This window comes from Peribacillus sp. P4_D6, from assembly GCF_056401795.1.
The window spans coordinates 1-571 of the sequence record NZ_JBFUIQ010000406.1 but is presented as its reverse complement, the minus strand read 5'-3'; the positions used below and the strand labels follow the sequence as shown (position 1 = coordinate 571).

General features: G+C 41.5%; 1 protein-coding gene. It reads right to left on the bottom strand.

Translation table 11 applies throughout. From position 1 onward, the window contains the following. Nucleotides 1-132: 132 nt before the first annotated feature. The coding region (locus AC1DVB_RS27885) for a branched-chain amino acid aminotransferase (RefSeq protein ID WP_477592098.1) at nt 133-571 on the bottom strand (439 nt) is incomplete at its 5' end.

Here is a 571-nt window from a genome sequence, read left to right as displayed (position 1 = left end):
GGGCACTCGCTTTCCGCGGGCGGTCGGCCCTCGGCTATCGCCTGCGGGGTCTCCCCTAGACGCGCTTTTCTAAGCAGGAGTCTCGTACACCCGCTCCAATCAACTTTATCTTACCTTTTACGGCACTTCGTTTTACATATCTTCCTCGATCGTTTGAACAAGGTTGAAAAGAAAATGATAAATTAAATGAAAAGCTTCTTCCAATGACATGCCTTCTTGAAACCCTTTAATGTTATCCAAGGCAACATTCACATCCCATAGCCCTTCACCCTGGTTAAACATTAAACTGAACGACCCAATTCCTTCTTGGAGTTCCTTGGTTAAATACGTTTTTAAAACATCTCCCCTTTTTTTCTGGAATTTCAATCCGAACATCGCGTTATATGTACCGAAAACATCATCGACTTCTAACGAAAGTGCCTCAACGCCGATTAATTCGAACCATCTTGATTCAAAGTAAAGGAATTCATCTTTGTTTTTTTTCAAATACTCAATCGGTTGTGATAAAAATGCAGAGTTCTCTTCAGAGATTAATTCTTCGGTCTCTTTATTACTGCGCTCCATATAAGCG